Source organism: Limnobacter sp. SAORIC-580, from assembly GCF_013004065.1.
Classification (GTDB): Bacteria; Pseudomonadota; Gammaproteobacteria; order Burkholderiales; family Burkholderiaceae_B; genus Limnobacter; species Limnobacter profundi.
Genome location: NZ_CP053084.1, coordinates 31,293 through 48,285, shown reverse-complemented (window position 1 = coordinate 48,285; position 16,993 = coordinate 31,293). Strand labels below are relative to the sequence as shown.

Annotated in this window: 14 protein-coding genes and 1 riboswitch; of the genes, 8 read left to right on the top strand and 6 right to left on the bottom strand. The window is 51.0% G+C overall.

Features of this window, described 5'->3' with window-relative positions; translation table 11 throughout:
- Window positions 1-105 precede the first annotated feature (105 nt).
- The 7 genes from HKT17_RS00200 (at window position 106) to HKT17_RS00170 (ending at window position 9,233) form a co-directional block, all read left to right on the top strand.
- The gene (locus HKT17_RS00200) at window positions 106-1,827 is read left to right on the top strand and encodes an NADH-ubiquinone oxidoreductase-F iron-sulfur binding region domain-containing protein (protein WP_171096902.1); all 1,722 of its coding nucleotides are present in this window, start codon (window positions 106-108) and stop codon (window positions 1,825-1,827) included.
- On the top strand, window positions 1,824-4,562 hold the full coding sequence (fdhF, locus tag HKT17_RS00195) for a formate dehydrogenase subunit alpha (protein WP_171096900.1): 2,739 nt from the start codon (window positions 1,824-1,826) through the stop codon (window positions 4,560-4,562). Before HKT17_RS00200 ends, fdhF begins: the two co-directional genes overlap by 4 nt.
- Window positions 4,563-4,716: 154 nt before the next feature.
- Window positions 4,717-6,585: a hypothetical protein gene (locus HKT17_RS00190; RefSeq protein WP_205882464.1), complete on the top strand. Its 1,869-nt coding sequence runs from the start codon at window positions 4,717-4,719 to the stop codon at window positions 6,583-6,585.
- An 83-nt stretch (window positions 6,586-6,668) separates the two neighbouring features.
- The gene (gene cfa / locus HKT17_RS00185) at window positions 6,669-7,829 is read left to right on the top strand and encodes a cyclopropane fatty acyl phospholipid synthase (RefSeq protein ID WP_171096896.1); all 1,161 of its coding nucleotides are present in this window, start codon (window positions 6,669-6,671) and stop codon (window positions 7,827-7,829) included.
- An 86-nt stretch (window positions 7,830-7,915) separates the two neighbouring features.
- On the top strand, window positions 7,916-8,353 hold the full coding sequence (locus HKT17_RS00180; RefSeq protein ID WP_171096894.1) for a MarR family winged helix-turn-helix transcriptional regulator: 438 nt from the start codon (window positions 7,916-7,918) through the stop codon (window positions 8,351-8,353).
- Window positions 8,350-8,766, top strand: a complete 417-nt coding sequence (locus HKT17_RS00175) for a PaaI family thioesterase (RefSeq protein ID WP_171096892.1) — start codon at window positions 8,350-8,352, stop codon at window positions 8,764-8,766. The genes HKT17_RS00180 and HKT17_RS00175 overlap by 4 nt, the downstream gene beginning before the upstream one ends.
- Window positions 8,766-9,233, top strand: coding sequence for a PaaI family thioesterase (locus HKT17_RS00170; RefSeq protein WP_171096890.1), 468 nt, complete (start codon window positions 8,766-8,768; stop codon window positions 9,231-9,233). The genes HKT17_RS00175 and HKT17_RS00170 overlap by 1 nt, the downstream gene beginning before the upstream one ends.
- A gap of 9 nt (window positions 9,234-9,242) precedes the next feature.
- Here HKT17_RS00170 and HKT17_RS00165 read toward each other — a convergent pair whose 3' ends face one another.
- From HKT17_RS00165 to HKT17_RS00150, 4 genes are all read right to left on the bottom strand, one after another.
- Window positions 9,243-10,745 carry an MFS transporter gene (locus HKT17_RS00165; protein WP_171096888.1) on the bottom strand — a complete coding sequence of 501 codons (1,503 nt, stop codon included), beginning with the start codon at window positions 10,743-10,745 and terminating at the stop codon, window positions 9,243-9,245.
- A gap of 293 nt (window positions 10,746-11,038) precedes the next feature.
- Window positions 11,039-11,368: a YnfA family protein gene (locus tag HKT17_RS00160; protein ID WP_171096885.1), complete on the bottom strand. Its 330-nt coding sequence runs from the start codon at window positions 11,366-11,368 to the stop codon at window positions 11,039-11,041.
- Window positions 11,369-11,458: 90 nt separating this feature from the next.
- Window positions 11,459-11,734 (bottom strand): hypothetical protein, encoded by a 276-nt coding sequence (locus HKT17_RS00155; protein ID WP_171096883.1) that lies wholly within the window; start codon window positions 11,732-11,734, stop codon window positions 11,459-11,461.
- Window positions 11,735-11,883: 149 nt separating this feature from the next.
- The gene (locus tag HKT17_RS00150) at window positions 11,884-12,486 is read right to left on the bottom strand and encodes a TMEM165/GDT1 family protein (protein ID WP_171101305.1); all 603 of its coding nucleotides are present in this window, start codon (window positions 12,484-12,486) and stop codon (window positions 11,884-11,886) included.
- 5 nt (window positions 12,487-12,491) lie between these two features.
- Window positions 12,492-12,676: riboswitch (yybP-ykoY riboswitch) on the bottom strand.
- 301 nt (window positions 12,677-12,977) lie between these two features.
- Here HKT17_RS00150 and corA point away from each other — a divergent pair.
- On the top strand, window positions 12,978-13,940 hold the full coding sequence (gene corA, locus HKT17_RS00145) for a magnesium/cobalt transporter CorA (RefSeq protein ID WP_171096881.1): 963 nt from the start codon (window positions 12,978-12,980) through the stop codon (window positions 13,938-13,940).
- Window positions 13,941-13,992: 52 nt separating this feature from the next.
- On the opposite strand, the gene HKT17_RS00140 is transcribed toward corA, so the two are convergent.
- Window positions 13,993-14,673, bottom strand: a complete 681-nt coding sequence (locus HKT17_RS00140) for a Fe2+-dependent dioxygenase (protein WP_171096880.1) — start codon at window positions 14,671-14,673, stop codon at window positions 13,993-13,995.
- Between the two features lie 21 nt (window positions 14,674-14,694).
- The gene (locus HKT17_RS00135) at window positions 14,695-16,899 is read right to left on the bottom strand and encodes a TonB-dependent receptor (protein WP_171096879.1); all 2,205 of its coding nucleotides are present in this window, start codon (window positions 16,897-16,899) and stop codon (window positions 14,695-14,697) included.
- Between the last annotated feature and the right edge of the window lie 94 nt (window positions 16,900-16,993).

Genomic DNA, 16,993 nt, shown 5'->3' with positions numbered 1-16,993 from the left:
AGCTGCAGGTTTACGATGAACTTCACCGCAACCCCTTGGTCCTAGAAAGGACTGTGTAAGTTCAATAGCGGCCTAATAGGGCGAACAACAGAAGGCGGAGATGAGATGAACCCAGCAATCATACCGATTGCAACTGCTGTTGACTTTACGCAACAACACCGCGGCAAACCCAAAGGTCGTCAAGCAAACCCACGCTGCGTGTCCGAAGTTCTTGCCATTGTGGGCCAAGAAACGCTGCGCCGCGACCTGCTGATTGAATACCTTCACCAACTGCAAGACCACTTGGGCTGTCTGCCCAAACCACACCTGGCCGCGCTGGCTGAATGCCTGAAGCTGTCACAAACCGAAGTGTTCGAAGTGGCTACCTTCTACCATCACTTTGATGTGGTGGACTCCGAACACTCTGCAAACCACGATCTCACTGTGCGTGTGTGCAATGGCCCGTCTTGTTGCATGGCGGGAGCAGAAGAACTGATCGAGAAATTGCCTGCACTGCTTGGCAGCACCGTGCGGGTTCAAGCGGTACCCTGCATTGGGCGTTGCGAGCAAGCCCCGGCAGTGGCTGTGGGCCAGCATGAAATGGGCTGGGCCAATCACCATGAAATCATGGAGGCAGCATTTGGTCAGCACACCAAGGCCTTGCCACCGCGCCACACTGGTGTAGCCCAATACAAAGCCGCAGGGGGTTATCAACGTTTGCACGAATGTGTAACGGGGAAACGCACAGTTGAATCGCTTATCGACACCCTCTCGAATTCAGGCTTGCGCGGTTTGGGTGGCGCGGGTTTTCCAGCCGGTAAAAAGTGGGCCATTGTGCGCGAGCAAAACGCACCCCGTTTGATGGCTGTGAACATCGATGAAGGCGAACCCGGTACCTTCAAAGACCGCAGCTACCTTGAACACAACCCACATCAGTTTTTGGAGGGCATGCTGATTGCCGCCTGGGCCGTGCAAGCCAGCACCATTTACATTTACCTGCGCGACGAATACCACGCCTGCCGGGCCATGCTGCAAAACGAACTGGCCCTCCTCAAAGCCAATCCGCCGATAAGCAACATGCCCGCCATTGAACTTCGTCGTGGCGCAGGCGCCTACATTTGCGGTGAAGAATCGGCCATGCTGGAGTCAATTGAAGGCAAACGTGGATTACCAAGGCTACGCCCACCTTACGTTGCGCAGGTGGGCTTGTTCAACAAACCCACACTGGTTCACAACTTTGAAACCCTGTACTGGGTGCCCGCCATCCTGGAAAAAGGGGCCAGCTGGTTTTCCGAACAGGGACGCCACGGGCGAAGTGGTCTACGGTCGTATTCGGTATCAGGGCGCGTGAATAAACCCGGCGTTCACCTAGCCCCGGCAGGTATCACCCTGAACGAGCTGATTTCCGAGTACTGCGATGGCATGCAGCCCGGCCACACCCTTTATGGCTATTTGCCAGGCGGAGCGTCTGGCGGAATATTGCCTGCGGTACTGGCCGATGTGCCACTTGATTTCGACACCCTGCAACCCCACGGCTGCCTCATCGGCTCCGCGGCTGTTGTGGTGTTCTCTCAAGCGGACAGCGCTGTGAACATGGCCCGCAATCTGATGCGGTTTTTCGTGCATGAAAGCTGCGGGCAATGCACTCCCTGCCGCACCGGTACCGCCAAAGCCCTGGCCTTGATCAATCAACCCCAATGGAATGTACCTTTGCTGCAGGAGCTTTCTGCCGTCATGCGCGATGCCTCCATTTGCGGTCTGGGCCAGGCGGCCCCCAATCCAATTGATTGTGTCATCCGCTACTTTCCTCAGGAATTGGAATTCGAGCCAAGAGGCAGCAAATCATGAACGCCTCGCAAATGATCCGCTTACAGCTCAACGGCCAAACTGTTGAAGCCCTGCCAGGTGAAACCCTGCTGCAGGTTGCCCAGCGCGAAGGCATCGACGTACCCCACCTTTGCTACAAAGCCGGCCTTGAAGCTGCGGGCAACTGCCGCGCCTGCGTGGTCGAGGTGGAGGACGAACGCACCTTGGCCGCCTCGTGTTGCAGACAGGCCGTGGCAGGCATGGTGGTGCACACCGACTCCACCAAGGCCATTGCCGCGCAAAAAATGGTGCTGGAACTGTTGCTGGCCGACATGCCCAACCACGCAAACCCAAAAGCGCTGAAAACCGACAATGAATTGACCCACTGGTGCCAGCAAATGGACATTGAAGGCAGCCGGTTTGACGCGCGGGCAGCCGTGCCCGCCGACCTGTCGCACCCTGCAATTGCAGTGAACATGGACCATTGCATTCAGTGCACCCGCTGCGTGCGCGCCTGCCGGGACGTGCAGGTGAACGATGTCATTGGCCTTGCTTTTCGCGGTGAACACGCCGCAATTGTGTTTGATCAAGGTGATGCGCTGGCCCAATCCACCTGCGTGGCCTGCGGCGAATGCGTGCAAGCCTGCCCCACCGGTGCGCTGAGCCCGGCCAAAGCCGCGGCACACCAGCCCGCAGATAAAACAGTGGATTCCGTATGCCCTTATTGCGGTGTGGGCTGTCAGCTTACTTACCACGTGAAGGGCAATACCATTTTGCGTGTCGAAGGTCGCAAGGGACCCGCCAATGAAGGCCGCCTGTGCGTGAAAGGCCGCTATGGCTTTGACTATGTTCACCACGAACAACGGCTCACCCAACCGCTGGTTCGCCGCGAAGGAGTTACCAAAAACCCGGTCGATCTGCTGGATCCAGAACAAGTGAATAGCGCATTTCGCCCAGCCACTTGGGACGAAGCACTGGCCTTGATCGCCGGCCGGTTCAAGCAAATTAAATCCACGCATGGCGGCCATGCACTGGCTGGTTTTGGCTCTGCCAAATGCAGCAACGAGGAAGCCTATCTGTTTCAAAAACTGGTTCGCACCGGTTTTGGTACCAACAATGTTGACCACTGCACCCGCTTGTGTCACGCCTCGTCAGTGGCCGCATTGCTGGAGGGTATTGGATCGGGAGCCGTGTCCAACCCGGTGATGGATGTAAACCAGGCCGAAGTGATCTTCGTAATTGGTGCCAACCCCACAGTGAATCATCCTGTGGGCGCCACCTGGATTAAAAACGCGGTTAAAAACGGCGCCAAACTGATTGTGGCCGACCCCAGGCGTTCAGACCTGGCACGGCACGCCACCCATTTTTTACAGTTCAAGGCCGACAGTGACGTGGCACTGCTCAATGCCTTGTTGCACGTCATCATCGAAGAAAAGCTGATTGATCGGGAATTCATCGAACAACGTACCGAAGGCTTTGATGACCTGAAAGCGAATGTCAGCGCCTGCACACCCGAGGCCATGTCATCCATCTGTGGCATATCACCGGCTGAATTGCGTGCAGTGGCCCGCCTGTATGCCACATCCAGTGCATCCATCATTTTGTGGGGCATGGGCATTTCACAGCACACCCACGGCACCGACAATGCACGCTGCCTTATTTCACTGGCACTGATCACCGGGCAAATCGGTCGACCTGGCACGGGCCTTCACCCCTTGCGCGGCCAAAACAATGTGCAGGGCGCATCAGACGCCGGGCTGATCCCCATGATGTACCCGGACTACCAACAGGTGTGCAATCCCGAAGCACAACAACGGTTCGAGGCCCTTTGGAACACGCCACTTTCCAACACCCCCGGGCTAACCGTGGTCGAGACCATGCAGGCGATTCTCGCCGGTACTGTAAAAGGCATGTACATACTCGGTGAAAACCCGGCCATGTCTGACCCCGATTTAAACCATGCCCGAAAGGCACTGGCCGCACTCGATTTTCTAGTGGTGCAAGACATCTTCCTGACCGAAACGGCAAGCCTTGCAGATGTCGTTTTACCCGCCAGCGCTTTTCCTGAAAAAACCGGCACCTTCACCAACACCGATCGCCTGGTGCAACTTGGGCAACAAGCCATCCACCCGCCGGGACAAGCACGGCAAGACCTGTGGATCATTCAAAGTATTGCACAAGGACTGGGGCTGGACTGGCAGTACAACAGTTTGGAAGAAGTGTTTGATGAAATGCGCCGCGCCATGCACAGCATTGAGGGCATTACCTGGCAACGCCTGCAAGGCGAGCACGCTTTGGTTTACCCCTGCGCTCATGAAGGAGACATTGGCCAAGCCGTGGTGTTTACCGAGCACTTCCCGACACCCAATGGAAAAGCTCGCCTGGTGCCAGCCCGATACCGTAAGGCTGCTGAAACACCTGATTCCGAGTTTCCCTTTGTATTGATCACCGGACGACAACTGGAACACTGGCACACTGGCAGCATGACCCGTCGCGCCAGCGTTCTGGATGCCATTGAACCCGAACCCACCGCACTGCTTCATCCCGAGGATTTAAAAGCCTTGAACATTGAGGCTGGCAACACCATTCGGCTTCAATCCCGCCGCGGTGAAATTCAACTGTTTGCACGCGCCGACACGGGCACACCACCGGGCCATGTATTTGTGCCTTTTTGTTATGCCGAGGCAGCAATCAACAAACTAACCCACGCAGCACTCGACCCCGATGGAAAAATTCCCGAGTTCAAGTACTGCGCTATTGCGGTGCACAAAAAATAGGGGAAACCCTGATTTTGTCAAACTTTAACGAATAAAGTGACACACAACGAGTGACACCTATTTGCCCGCTTTTGGACAAATTCACAGTTTGTGACATGTTTAGGGTCAAAGAAAAAATGAAATGCACCTGAATCGTGCGTTCTGGAGACCTGTCGTGGCCCTGCAAATTACTGTCTCACCGAACATGATCACGCCCGCGCTTGACCGTGGGATCAAGAACAATATTGCCCGCAAATCAGGCAATAAACATGTGCATGGTGACGTCTACAAACAGCGCACTGCCTGGAAAAAAATCTGTGACTTTGTGAGCTCCACACGTGCCATTCAAGTGGTTGCCAAAGCGCATTTTGAATCTAAACAATACTCCGAAGCAGCCATTCTGCGCAAAGATTACCAAGCCACCCAAAAATCAGACGCGCTGGGCCGCGCACTGACAGAAGACGAGTATGACGACACGGTGTGGAATTCAAGCGGTGTTCAAAACCGCTTGATGCGGGAAGATTACATTCGCTACAGCCCCAATTATTACAACAAGGACAATGGCCACACATCTCGCAACCTGTGGGCCCGCCGATTCTCCAAATTAAGCCATGCCTTGCATGGCCTGTGCGAAATGAATGCCGCACCCACTGGCATGAGTTACAACGTCGTGCGCAACGCCGGCGCGAGTGGCGTTGATGAAAAAAGCACCAAAAACAAAATTCTCATGTTTGGTTTGCTGGGGTTTGTTGGTGTGGCCACTACCGAATTATTGAGCGCAATACGGGGCCTCTCCAGCAACAGTGCCACTTTCCTGGGTCAGGGTATTTTGACTTTGCTCATCGCATTCCCGGTGGCTTCTTCTGCCCTGGGTTTCTTGGGCTTTTGCGCTGGCCTGGCCAGCCAAATCGCGGTTCAAAAACACAAGGTCAACACGAAACAGAAAGAAAACCTTTCAAAAGACGTCAGCGAAAATCTTCAAAAAATACTGTCACAACTCAAATCCATCAAAGGCAAACCCGAGCTGATCCAGATCATGGCCAAAGCAATGCAGGGCAAACATCACATTCTGAAAAAAATCAAATCGAACAGTCTGGATGCTCAAGGCGTTCCCATTGTTTTGAATGCTGCACTGGCCGCAATTGACCCCGGCAAAAGCGACCTTGAAAACATGCAGGCTCTTAAAACCGCTTTGGGGCAATACATGCAGGTTGAAAAACCGGCAGGCGAATCAGCCACCCTTTGGGCACGCTACCGCTATGCCAAAGCAGTAACCACCAAAGAAAGTCACTATGTTGCGCTGGCGAGCACTGTAGACCACATGGATGTTAACAACCCGCATGCAAAAGCCATTCAAGATGCCCGTCGACAAACCGAAGAAATTCTTGCGCCTGCCATCCACAATTTTGCCCTTAAAACACTTGCCTACCCCGCGGCATTGCTTGATCGCGTGGCCAACACCCACATAGCGCCCACCTTGCAAAAATGGGCCAGCGAGAGCTACCAAAAAGCACATGCCAAGAAAATGAGCGACCCCAGCAGAGCAGCAAAAAACTGTTTTAAAGGCGAGTACATGGCCAAAAATATTCACCAATACGGCCCCGTCACACGTGCTTGTATAAAAATTGCCGAAGGCATGCGTTTGTTCAACATGAATGTGGTGTTGGCATCGAATGCCAACCTGTCGCGAATATTCAACAACATGGCACTTTTTGTGAACAACGCTGTGGGTACCAGCCCTGCGTCACGTTCCATGTGCAACAGCCTTGGGCGCTTTTTCGGGGGCGCCGTGTTGGCACTTATCTTCGGTACTTTCATTCCAATTGCCGCCGACGCCACAGGCGGTCCCTCGACTGTCAGCACCAACGGGAATTTCCCGGTGGATTTTTCCATGACCAACATTGGCATCCTGATGTTCCTGCTTTCCGCACCCACCTTACTGGTTCAAGGGCTTGCACACGTGGCTGCACGGATAGAAGGCTGGGAAGGCAATATCAACAAAACACCCCCGGCTGGAGTTCCCACATTCCGGTTTGCACGCTGAATTCTTACTCCGACAGCTTGTTTGGCAAGCATTAGTCAAGTCTGCAATAATCGGTTTGTCGTCATAGCCACTTCACAGGTTCTATGAAAACACACCCGCACGATTTGGTTGATGCCCAAAAGGTACCCAAGCCTATTGCAGGCCTGTTGCACAGCGCTGGCATACACATTAACGGCACTGAACCCTACGACATTCAGATACTCGACGAACGCTTGTTCAACGCTGTACTCAGCCATGGTTCTATCGGCCTGGGCGAGGCCTACATGAATGGTTGGTGGACCGTGGCGCGACTCGACGAAATGATGTTTCGATTGATGCGAAACAATGCCGACGAACACACCAAAGCCTGGACCAAAATGCAATGGTTAATGCTTGCTTTGCGCGAGAAAGTCATTAATCTGCAAGCGCCCACACGCGCATTTCAAGTGGGTGAACACCATTACGACACTGGCAATGACCTGTTTGAAGCCATGCTCGATCCGCTCATGATCTATTCATGTGCTTACTGGGAACAAGCCCGGGATCTTGAACAGGCACAGTTGCACAAACTCGACATGATTTGCCAAAAATTGCAGTTGCAGCCTGGTGAAAAATTGCTGGACATCGGTTGTGGCTGGGGTGGGTTGGCTTGGTACGCAGCAACTCATTTTGATGTGCAAGTGCTGGGTATCACCGTCTCGGCGCAGCAACAACAATATGCCCGGGCGCGTTGTGCCGGTTTGCCTGTAGAAATTGAATTGATTGATTACCGCGACTTGCAAGGCCAATACGACAAAGTGGTGTCCGTGGGGATGTTTGAACATGTGGGCTTAAAAAACTACCCAGCCTATTTTGACGCGGTGCACCGTCTTTTAAAACCCGATGGTCTTTTTTTGTTGCATACCATTGGCGGCTTTAATAAAACCGAGGCCACTGATCCCTGGATCGACAAATACATTTTCCCGAACGGAAAAATTCCCTCACCCAGCGAAATTGCCGAACATGTTGACGGCAGACTGGTGCTGGAGGACTGGCACAATTTTGGCACGGATTACGACAAAACACTGATGGCCTGGCATGCCAATTTTGAAAAGGCTTGGCCCACACTTCAAGCCAATTACGATGAACGTTTTCACCGCATGTGGACATATTACCTGATGACCTGCGCAGCTTACTTCCGTGCCCGCAAAGGCATGCTGTGGCAATTGGTTTTCAGTCATCGCGAGAACTCACAGGTCTATCGCAGTAAACGACCCAGGTTCTAACCCCGTTTGATTTATTACACACACGTATTAATTGACGACCCCACTTAATTTCAATATATTACGCATACGTAATAATTGGAATGCACATGGATCGTCGTCTTTTTTTCATGCTGAACCGCGCGCGCGCTGTACTTTATCGCCACGCCGACAGTGGCGTTGAACAAGCCATTGGTGTACCGGCCGCACAAGTCAGTTTGCTGTTTGCGCTGGACAAGTTTCCACAGGCTTCCATGCAAGAACTTGGCGAAGTGCTTGGTTTGAACAGCTCCGCCATGACGGGTCTGGTGCAACGCATGAAAACCGCCAAACTGATTGAACGGGTAGTTTCACAAGAGGACGCCCGCGTGGCTCACCTGAGAATGACCAACAAAGGCAGGGACAAAATGCAGGCCGCCAAACCCTTGTTGGTCAAATTAAACAAACAACTGGTCGAAGGTTTCACCACGGAGGAAATTGACACCGTGCTGAAATTTTTGAACACCGTACACACGCGTTTCTCGCAACCCAAAGGAGACACTGAATGAATGCCATGCGCCTGGCTCAAACACTGGCCAGCAATCCTTTTTTCCAGTTTGCCAAACTGGGCACTGTGAACAAAAACTCAGAAGAACATGTTCAACTGGGTTTTGATTCTTTTCTGAAAAATCACATTGGTACTTTGCATGCTGGCGCCTTGTTTACCGCCGCTCAAGCGGATGCAAAGGTGCGGCTGCTACAGGCATTGGCACTGCACAGCCATGGTTGGAAAATCGCTGCTTATACCAGCCGAATTTCTTACAAACGACCCGCGAAAGGGCCTGTTTGGATACACACCGCAGCGCCCACAATTGATTTCGGCAACAGAGTGGCGCACACGATGAGCACCTTGAACAACGAGGCCAACGAACCCCTGGCTGAACTTCACATTCAGTTCACATTGCTTCAAGGAGAGCAATAATGTTGGACACACTGCTTACCCTGATCATGCGACCCCTGGTCAAGATGCAAATGGATGGCAAAGTGCCTTTTGCCAAAGCCTGTGGCGTGCGGTTAAGCAGCATGGGCGATGGCGTGGCGCGTTGTGAAATGGCACAGAAGCCCGAACTGCTGGACGACACTGGCAAGCTTGCTGACGGTGCTCTGTTTACCCTGGCCGAGACCTGCTCCGGTGCAGCCATGGCGGGCGGCTTTGCCTCGGTTATTCTGGGAGTTAGGCCAGTGGCCGCTCAGGTTGAGTTTGAGGTGCTACAACCTGCATTGGGCCTGATCAATGCCCAGGCCAAGGTGGCGCAAGCTATTTCACCACTGAAGAAAACACTTCGCACCACTGGAAAAATCAACTTTCCGGTTGAGGTGGAAGTCAGTGATGCAAGCGGGCACACCGTGGCCCGCATGCATGTTACCTGGAACCTGAAGAAAAATTAAAGGGTCCGCTTAGTGCGCAGTACGCAGGTGCTTCAGGCTTTTATACGCCAGTACACTGGCCAGCAACATGAGTACCGCGCCAGCGATTGAAGTCAGTTGCATGCCTTCCATAAAGGCATGCCTGGCGGCTTGCAACAAACTAATTTGTTCAATTGCAGGCAATTGAACGGCAGAGGCCAAAGCCCCACCCAGGGTATCCTGGGCGGCACGCTGAATCTCGCTTGGCCAGGCTGGGTTCAACAAACTCTCCATGCGGTCCCGGTAAATGGCCACACCAATGCTGCCGAATACTGCAATACCCACTGCACCGCCGAATTCAGCACCCGTCTCTGCCAATGCAGATGCCGCGCCAGCCTTCTCGGGTGGGGCACTGCTGATGATCAATTCTGTGCCCAAAGTAAACATGGGGGACAAACCCAAAGCAAGTACCACCGTGGCGAAAACAAGCAAACCCATGTCGGCTTTAATGCTCAACAAAGCGAGGCCGGCAAAGCCAATCGCCGTACCCAACAATCCAAACACAACCAATTTGGCTTGCCCCAATTGTTTGGCCAGCCAAGGCGTGATGTTGGTGCCCACCACAAAAGCCAGGGCCCAGGGCACTGTCCAGGCCCCCGCCACCAAAGGTGTCAAGCCCAGCACCAATTGCAAGTATTGAGCAATGTAAACGTAGACACCAAACATGGTCAGGCAACTCAATAGGTAAGTGCCCAGCACCGCTTTAAAACCTGGTGCCTTGAACAGGTTTAGATCAATCAGCGGGTCCTTCAAAGCAGCCTGCCTGCGCACGAACCACACGCCAAGCGCCAACCCCCCTACGAAACTCAAGGCGCCCATCGTGTTCACGCCCTGTTCCGCAGTGTCTTTCAGTGCATAAATGAGAAGAAGTACCGCACTGAGTGAAAGCGCTGCACTGGGCAGATCCATGCGACCTGCAGATTCATCCTTGTATTCAGGCAACAGGCGTGGCGCAAGTATCAACAGCAAAATCATCACCGGAACATTGATCAAGAAAACCGAGCCCCACCAGAAATATTCCAGCAATACCCCGCCGACCAAAGGCCCCATCACTGCGCCAATTGAAAAACTGCTGATCCAGATACCAATTGCCTTCATGCGCTCGGCGGGATCATCGAACATGTTTCGAATCAGTGAAAGTGTGGAGGGTGCAATTGTGGCGCCTGCCAAACCGTGCAAAGCACGGGTCACGATCAACATTTCAGCACTGTTTGAGAATGCCGCCAAAACCGAAGCCACACCGAATGCAGCGGCACCAATCATCAACAAACGCCTGCGACCAATTCGGTCACCCAGTGTGCCCATCGTGATCAAGGCACCAGCCACCATGAATCCATAAATATCAACAATCCAAAGCAGCTGCGCGCTGCTGGGCTGTAGGTCAGCACTAATGGCGGGTATTGCGAGATTCAATACCGTCAGGTCCATGGAGTAAAGTACACAAGCCAACGCAATAACAGACAGGCCGATCCACCTCGCTTTGCTGGATTCCATGAAGTTGCATCCCCAATAAAAAACCCCACAACGGAGTGTGTGGGGTTTGAGCTTAATCGAAGATTGTGATTATCTGATCAAGGACGTTGTGCTGTGGAGCGAAAAAATAGTTGGCCAAACTGCCCACCATAGCCTGCGACTTCTAGGGCATTTCAGAAAAATAAATGGCCAAGTTACTGCAAAATAAATTGCCAAAAATCCAGATCCCAAAAAGCCGCTAAAAATCAATGTCTTACATGCCCATTAATTTCTTTCAACGCCAAGTTGAGTGGTCTGCTTACAGCACAATGGTATCAAACTCTGGGTTGGAGCATGATTACTGCCATCCCCGTGAGCGCAAGTGCAGCACCCGCCACGTCCCAGCTGGTTAATTTAATTTTCTCAACGTAATACAACCAAACTAAAGCAACTGAAATATACATGCCGCCGTAGGCGGCGTAGGTTCGGCCCGCCGCAGTAGGGTGAAGAGTCAACAGCCATGCAAATAACATGAGAAAACCTAACGCCGGTATCCAAAGCCAAGCTGGTTTGCCCTGTTTAATAACAAGCCAAGGCAAATAGCATCCAATAATCTCAGCAAACGCCGTTACAGCAAACAAAGTTGCGAACTTCGGAATTTCCAATATCGGCTCCTGTTGGCATAAGCTGTACAGAGTTTCACGAGGAAGCGTGCAGGAACCTGCACGCGTAGGCCTAAACTACTGTCATGTAAATTAACAATAAGCCCCTAAAGCAACCGCGAGTCCAGTCGCCAAGCCCACCCCTATCATGACCGAATTGCGTTTCGGCTGTGTTGACCAGACATCATCTAATATACCTTTGGCTGCGTGTCGATTAAGCTTCCGTTCATCAAGGCTTTTTGAAATCCTCAAAAAGATCTTCTTCCAGCCACTCCCTTCGATTAAATATTCTTTCCAGCCTTTTTGATCCAGTCTTTGCGCTGTCTTTTGGACCTGTGCAGGTGAGGGTAAAACCATTTCGGCAAGCAAGTGGTTGGTTGCGCTTTCGGAATGCCATGAACAAGTTATGTTCATCCTCTAGGCAAACCAATTCAAAGTACTGGCTGACCGCAGCCATTAGGCTGTAACGCGAGTAGTAAAAAAGGTGTGCCTTGAAGTAGATATTATGCGGGCTTGAGTCAGCTTGGTGAATATTGGGGACTTCGATGACAAGGTGAGCCAATACCAAAGAGCGTGGCGATACCCAAGGCAGCGAACATTGCAGCCGCAATTCGGTGAACCAGCTTCATTTGAATTTTTGTGGCGAGTTTGTCGCCAGCGAATACTGCGGGTACGTCGGCAATCAATATGCCCAAGGTGGTTCCAGCGACCACCATGAGGACATCGTTGTAGTGGGCCGACATGGCGACTGTGGCAATCTGGGTTTTGTCGCCCATTTCAGTCAGAAAGAATGTGACAAAAGTGGCACCGAATACGCCCAGCTTAGTGGCTAGCTGCGTTTCCTCATTCTCAATTTTGTCTGGAATGAGTGTCCACGCGGCCATGGCGATAAAAGAAGCACCGAGGATCCAACGAAGTTTTTCAGGATTTATGTTTGCAGTAATCCATCCGCCAACCGCACCAGCCAAGCCGTGATTGATCAGCGTGGCCAATGTGATGCCGATGATGATGGGAATGGGTTTTTTAGAGCGAGAAGCTAAAAGGAATGCGAGAAGTTGAGTTTTATCCCCAATTTCAGCAAGTGCAATAACACCAGTGGAAACGAAGAGCGCCGAAGGCATAAGAAAAGTTCCTGGGCCTGGAAAAACCGAATGACCACGCAACTTCTCCAGGCCAATCTGGAAGCCGTGTAGCCAAAGGTCTTGCCAAGTTCTAGAACCGCTTACGCCATAGCCTGTATGTGTTGTTAGGCCAAGTATGTTGACGTAAGCCTTTCCTTGCGGAAAGAGGCTACTCCCCAATGAGTAAAAACATCATATTTTCGGATACGTAAAAAAATCAAGTAAATTTACGATGACATGAGAATAAGTTATCTATTATTCACACTTTGGAAGTGGGTGATGGAGTGTGCTGAGATCCGTGCTTTTGCCCAATTGATAGGCACTAAGTTTGATGACCGTTGTAGACTATCTAATGGAACCAAATTTCATTGGGTAGAAATTTAGTGATCAACGATTCAGCATTGCAGTACACAATATCCATAATCTGCGTTCAGGAAAGAGTTGATAATTCATAGTATTTTTTTCTTAAACAACATATATATATTGATCTAATGCTTCACATTTTTTCTTCAGAGGGTCGCCGGCTTGTAAAAAGGTCATCTTTGAGTGAACTTGAGTTGGGTAAAGGTCTTATTTGGATTGATGCGGTGAGTCCAGACGCCGACGAGCGTCAAGCAATCCAAGATCTTTTTCAGGTAGCACTAGAAATAGTTGAGGATGACGCAGACATTGAGACCAGTGCTCGCATTTTTTTGGACAAGCTCGACCATTTAAACGTTCGAGCCGATTTTTTAGTAGAGTTAAACGGAAAAATCACGACTGAGCCGGTTAGATTTGTGATCGCTGAGAATTTTCTTTTCAGTATTCATGAAGAGGATTTGCCTATTATTCGTTTAGTCCGCATGCGCTCAAAAGCGGACCGCCGCGCATGGACATCCGCACTTCAGATCGTTATCGAATTATTTGCTTTGGATGTAGAGCAGTCTGCGGATGTGCTTGAGGACGTCTATCAATCTTTAAAGACTATTAATCATCGGGTTCTTGAAGACAAGAAAGGGAGCAATGAAGAAGCGGAAGAATATATTCAATTGATTGCCAAAGAGGAGGAGATTAACGGTACTGTTCGCCGTAATTTGATGGATACGCGATTGGTTTTGTCTTACCTATCCCGCGAGCAAACACTGGGTAAAGAGCTGTTGACGCAAGTCAAAATAATTCAGCGTGATATCGAATCACTTGATGGACATACTTCTTTTATCTTTGACAAAATTAATTTCTTGATGGATGCGGTACTCGGCTTTATCAACATCAAACAGAACAAAATCATCAAAATCTTCTCAGTAGCGTCAGTCGCAATGTTGCCCCCAACTTTGATTGCGAGCATCTACGGCATGAACTTTGAGTACATGCCCGAGCTTGCTCAAAAATGGGGCTACCCATTTTCGCTGGGATTGATGATCATCAGCGTGGTGATCCCGTTTTACTATTTCAAACGTAAAGGATGGATGAAGTGATTTAAAAACGCCAATTCAGCCTTAATCAGTGAATCAAGTCGGGGCTGCCAATTCAACATTCAGTCCATTTGCGAAGAAGGTTATTGTACAAACCTGTGAGTCGAATCAACTCGGGGTGACTCTCACCGTACTGTGCACGCAGCTTGATAAGTGACTCGTCCATTTGAAACAACAGTCGCCGGCATTCCAGATCTTTCACCATGCTTTGCATGAACATGTAACAAGCCAGTCGTTCACCTTGTGTAACAGGGTTGACCTGGTGCATTGAGCCCGAAGGGTAGACCACCAAACTGCCCGCCGCCAGTTTCACCGTATGCATGCCGTAGGTGTCTTCAACGACCAGTTCACCACCCTCATATTCCTCGGGGCTGGATAAAAACAGCGTAGCCGAAATGTCTGTTCGCAATGCACTTCCATCTGGCAAGTATCGAACAGTGCTGTCCGTGTGTAGGCCATAGTGGTTGGTGGCACCAGCATAGCGATTAAAGTTGGGTGGCAGAATTTTGTAAGGCAGTGCAGCCGAAATCAATCGGCTGCTTTTGTTTAATGCACGCATGACCAGCACACGCAGGTCTCTCAACACTTCACTTCCTTCCGGAATTTGAAGATTGTTCTTCGCAAGGCGGGCTTGTGTGCCCGCGCTTTGACCCGTTGCCCAGTCAGCTTGCTTAAGCATCTTGTGGATGCTTGCAAGCTCCTCGGCAGTAAGAACGTTGTCGATAGTGACCAGCATATGCGTGTGTTGCTTACTTAATTAAAAGTCATATCTCAGGGTGGCGATCAACTGGCGACCTTCTCCTGGAATGCCTTGGCCGCCGCCTTCAGCCAGCTGGGAAATGTATCGCTCATCAAACACATTGTACAAGTTCAAGCGGACCTGAACGTCCTTGGTGAATTTGTAGGTGGTGTACAAATCAACCACTGTGTAGCTTGGAATAGTAACTTTCACGTTGCCAGTGGTGTCGGGTTGCACACCGCTGGTTTGTTCATCTACGTACTGCAAGCCACCACCCAGTGTAATTTTTGGTGTGATGTCGTAGGTTGTGAAAATATTGAATGAGTGCTTCGGCGTTCCGCCCAGTTCCTGCCCAACCGAGAAGGGCGACGTGGGCGCACTGGTTACTTCCGACTCTAGGTAGGTATAGCCCGAATAAAGTTTCCACGCCTTGCTTACCTGACCTGCAACAAGTACTTCGAAACCATCAATGTAATATTCCACATTGGGTGTGGTCACTCCGCCCGCGGCAGGTGCAGGCAAACGACCTTCATCTGTTTCTGTACGGAACACCGCAGCGTTGATGTCCAATCCTTCGCCAATGGTCATTTTGCTACCAAGCTCGTAAGCCTGAATTTTCTCGGTAGGCGTATCAAATGTGTTCCCAGCGACGCGGTCATTCATGCTTCCACCCGCCAGTTGAATCTGGTTGCGGTCAAAGTTGCCAGAAATATTGAAAGCCGTTCCATAAGACGCATACAGAGCGTGCTTAGGCGTTAGCTTGTGCACCAAGCCCAAGCTGTAACTGGTCTCGGTGTCTTCTCGCATGAAGCTGCGGTTTTCTGCCTGCTGGGGTGTTAATCCTGCTGCTGTCGAATTTTGACGGTCCTCCTCATTCGCAAAAGCCTTCACTTTGTCGTAACGAATACCGGCGTTCAATTCCCACTTCTCGTTGAATTTCATGGTGTCCAGCAAGTACAGACCCATTTCTTCGGTTTCGAACCGGTGAATGCCTCCATAGGCAAGCGTGCCAGCGAATTCGCGTTCAGCAGGATTAAACAGGCTGGTAACAGGACCATTGGTGTCGAGGCGGCGACGGTTTTCATATTCATAGAAACCGAAATCGAAACCTGCCACCATGTCGTGTTGAATGCTGCCGGTATTCAGACTGAACAACAAATCTGTCTGGTTTCTGAAGCTGGTGTCGACTTGATCTCTAGGCTTTAAGTTACCTACAGCAAAGCCTGAGGCTGGGTTGTTGTTACCAACGCCCGTTCCGTTATCAACAAATCGGGGCGACGAGGTAATCGAGTCGTTGCCCACCTGTGCGAAGCGGGTTTGATTGCGAATCACTTGCCCGCTGGCCAGTGCATGCTGAACAGCCAAGCCAATCTGGTTCACTTCAATGTCTTTGTAGTCGTTGGTGTGACCATAAAAATTATCGAAGTTGATACCATCGGGCAAACGTCCTGTACCACCGTTACGGCGATCAAAAGGCAAGCCTGCATCAGGAATATCGTTGGTTTTGATGTGCAGAACATCTGCGGTAATTGAAGTTGGCTTGTTCAAACCCCATGTGTAAGCAGCATAAACGCCATAGCGATCTTCTTCGGCCGTATTCCTGCCTGGCAGATCGGCGCTGTGCTTCATCAAGTTGATGCGCAAAGCTTCGTCTTCATCCAAAACACGGTTCATATCCAATGTGGTTCGGAAGAAGCTGTCTGTACCTACGCTGACTTCAGCACGATTGAAATCAATTCCCAGTGGTTGCTTGGTCACAAAGTTGATGGTGCCGCCTGCCGAACCTCGACCAGAGAACGCGGAATTGGGGCCTTTAACCACCTCCAGTTGTTCAATGAAAAACGGGTCACGGAAGTAATTACCAATGTCACGCATACCATTGACATTGATGTCATCACGGGCATTGAAACCGCGAATCTTGAGCTGATCTCCGCCTGGAGGGTTACCTTCTCCGGCCTGAAGGCTGATACCTGGGATATTTCTTAACGCTTCATTCAGCGAAGTCACATTCTGCTCTTCGAGCAAATCCTGCGGTAAAACGGTGATGATACGTGGTGTTTCCTGCAAAGGCCGCGTGTACTTGATGCTATCCATTTGTTCGCCACGGAAGTCGATCACATCAACATCGGGTAGTGTTTGGGCGTTTTCTTGTGCATTTGCGTTGGCTAGGCTGCCTAGAGCCAGCGCCACGGCAAGGGCGATTGGTTTTGGGGAGTGCTGCATAGTCGTCTCATTAATTAATATGAAGACGAATGATAATTGTTATTATTTAAACAGTCCAAGGGTTTTTTTGTACTGTTCAAAGCAAAACGGCTAA

What these genes read in the sequence shown, in the direction of transcription:
- HKT17_RS00200 (WP_171096902.1), top strand. Translation starts at nt 106, where the DNA reads ATGAACCCAGCAATCATACCGATTGCAACTGCTGTTGACTTTACGCAA.
- fdhF (WP_171096900.1), top strand. Translation starts at nt 1,824, where the DNA reads ATGAACGCCTCGCAAATGATCCGCTTACAGCTCAACGGCCAAACTGTT.
- cfa (WP_171096896.1), top strand. Translation starts at nt 6,669, where the DNA reads ATGAAAACACACCCGCACGATTTGGTTGATGCCCAAAAGGTACCCAAG.
- HKT17_RS00180 (WP_171096894.1), top strand. Translation starts at nt 7,916, where the DNA reads ATGGATCGTCGTCTTTTTTTCATGCTGAACCGCGCGCGCGCTGTACTT.
- HKT17_RS00175 (WP_171096892.1), top strand. Translation starts at nt 8,350, where the DNA reads ATGAATGCCATGCGCCTGGCTCAAACACTGGCCAGCAATCCTTTTTTC.
- HKT17_RS00170 (WP_171096890.1), top strand. Translation starts at nt 8,766, where the DNA reads ATGTTGGACACACTGCTTACCCTGATCATGCGACCCCTGGTCAAGATG.
- HKT17_RS00165 (WP_171096888.1), bottom strand. Translation starts at nt 10,745, where the DNA reads ATGGAATCCAGCAAAGCGAGGTGGATCGGCCTGTCTGTTATTGCGTTG.
- HKT17_RS00150 (WP_171101305.1), bottom strand. Translation starts at nt 12,486, where the DNA reads ATGCCTTCGGCGCTCTTCGTTTCCACTGGTGTTATTGCACTTGCTGAA.
- corA (WP_171096881.1), top strand. Translation starts at nt 12,978, where the DNA reads ATGCTTCACATTTTTTCTTCAGAGGGTCGCCGGCTTGTAAAAAGGTCA.
- HKT17_RS00140 (WP_171096880.1), bottom strand. Translation starts at nt 14,673, where the DNA reads ATGCTGGTCACTATCGACAACGTTCTTACTGCCGAGGAGCTTGCAAGC.
- HKT17_RS00135 (WP_171096879.1), bottom strand. Translation starts at nt 16,899, where the DNA reads ATGCAGCACTCCCCAAAACCAATCGCCCTTGCCGTGGCGCTGGCTCTA.